Consider the following 1,908-nt stretch of genomic DNA (forward strand, 5'->3'; position numbering starts at 1 on the left):
CAGCTACATCACGTTCTACAACCAGCAGCGACTTCACTCGTCGCTGCGATACCTCCCTCCGGCTGCCTTTGAACAGCGGCAGGGCCTGCAAGCATGTGTCAACTAAAGCGGTGCAAGTTCCCGTCTCCAAAGCGGCTTCGCCGCTTTGAAGCCGCCCCTCATGTCAAACGTTAGCCCCCGATGTCGGCAGTCGTCGTTGCACCTTACTGCGCAGAGTGGCCCTTGCGATTCGCCGAAGTGAAAGCCGAGCTGCTACCGGTCTTCGCCCCTGCGGCTGTCGCGGTCGAGCACATTGGTAGCACTGCCATTCCCGGGTTGGCGGCCAAGCCCATCATTGACGTGCTCCTCGGAACAGACTCGCTTGCCACCATCGAGAACAAGATCAATGGGCTCAGTCAGTTGGGCTACGAGTACATCGCAAAGTACGAAGGCGAGTTTCCGAACCGCCGCTACTTCGTCAGGGCGGCCGCAGCCAGCTTGCCAAGAGTGAACCTGCATGCAGTGGTACTGGGCTCTTCGTTCTGGCAGGAGCACCTCGCATTTCGGAACGCGCTTCGTTCAAACGCGTCTCTTGTGGCCCAATACGAGCAGCTCAAACTACAGTTGGCCAGCAGGTTCGCACACGATCGGCCGTCGTACACAGCAGCCAAGGCCCCCTTCATCGAGGCAGTCCTAGCTTCTGCGCAGCCGGGGGCTAACCCTTCCATCGAGGGGACAGCCAGCAGCCCGCTTCGCGGTCTGTCGTCTGCCCCTCATGTCAAACGTTAGGCGCCTTCAATGGCAAACGCTCTTGGTCTGTTGCTCAGTTCAGTGTTCGTGCTCATCGCACTGAACGTGGTGCCCGGCGTCCACATCGACTTGCCGTGGCAATTGGTGGGCGTTCTAGTGGCCTGTGTTGCCAATCTGCTGGTTTGGCAACGCTCCAAGGTTCCTCCCATGCCGCTCCGCGAGGCGGGAAAGCTTGTCGTGCAAGGTTTCCTCGTAATCCTGGTGCTGGCGGCCATCGACACAATTCTTGGGTTCGCGTTCGGTCAGCATACTGTGGTGGGTGCCTTCGTTCACTCCGGTGCGTTTGGTGGCGTCGCAGACGCGTTTCTCTTCTTCGGTGGCTTGTTCATCGGTGTTCCCACGTTGGCGCGCGCGGTATATCTCCACTGCTATGCGGCAGGCGCCTAACCCTTCCATCGAGCGGACGGTTTCCAGCGGGCTGCGCCCGCTTCCAACCGCCGCTCATGTCAAACGTTAGCCGCCAATCAAAATGAACCTCTCCGACTACCTTCTGGCCCAGGACGGGCATGACTGGCCCTCGCTTCTGTCGGATTGGGCAGAAGTGCTTCCTGGAGACTTCATCGTCTGGATCGTCAACCGGCTCGGCGACTTGGTAGTCGTTCTTCCAGATGGGTCTGTGCACTGGTTGGATGTGGGAAATGGAAGTCTGAAGCGGGTCGCCGACAACCGGGAGCACTTTGTGAGTGCAATTGACGAGGGTGACAATGCAAACGAATGGTTGGCAATTCCATTGGTCGATGCTTGCGTTGCTTCGGGAATGGCTTTGGGAGCTGGTCAGTGCTATGGCTTCAAGGTTCCTCCAATGCTTGGCGGAGCCTACGAGGTGAGCAATTTGGAGCCAACAAGTCTTGCAGTCCACTACGGTCTTTTGGGGCAGATTCATCGGCAAACCAAGGACCTTCCGGATGGCACGCAGATCAAATTCGTGCTGAGCCCATGACGGCTAACCCCTCCATCGAGCAGACGGTCTCCAGCGGGCTGCGCCCGCCTCCAACCGCCGCTCATGTCAAACGTTAGGCCGGCTCGGAGGCACATGTCGCATCGTCACGCTTCAGCCAGGTCGCCAATCGCGAAGTGCGCGGTCGCGGAGGTTGCGTCGGGCTGTCCGTCCGCTGGCGG

General features: G+C 59.3%; 3 protein-coding genes. All 3 read left to right on the plus strand.

Features of this window, described 5'->3' with window-relative positions:
* Positions 1-180 precede the first annotated feature (180 nt).
* A complete protein-coding gene (locus DZC73_RS29490; RefSeq protein ID WP_124543977.1) occupies positions 181-768 on the plus strand; it encodes a GrpB family protein in 588 nt (195 codons plus the stop codon).
* A 9-nt stretch (positions 769-777) separates the two neighbouring features.
* The gene (locus DZC73_RS29495; RefSeq protein ID WP_124543978.1) at positions 778-1,176 is read left to right on the plus strand and encodes a hypothetical protein; all 399 of its coding nucleotides are present in this window, start codon (positions 778-780) and stop codon (positions 1,174-1,176) included.
* An 82-nt stretch (positions 1,177-1,258) separates the two neighbouring features.
* Complete coding sequence (locus DZC73_RS29500; protein WP_124543979.1) at positions 1,259-1,729, plus strand: DUF1851 domain-containing protein; 471 nt, start codon at positions 1,259-1,261, stop codon at positions 1,727-1,729.
* Positions 1,730-1,908: the final 179 nt, after the last annotated feature.

The sequence above is a fragment of the Rhizobacter terrae genome, from assembly GCF_003852895.1.
Lineage (GTDB): Bacteria > Pseudomonadota > Gammaproteobacteria > Burkholderiales > Burkholderiaceae_C > Albitalea > Albitalea terrae.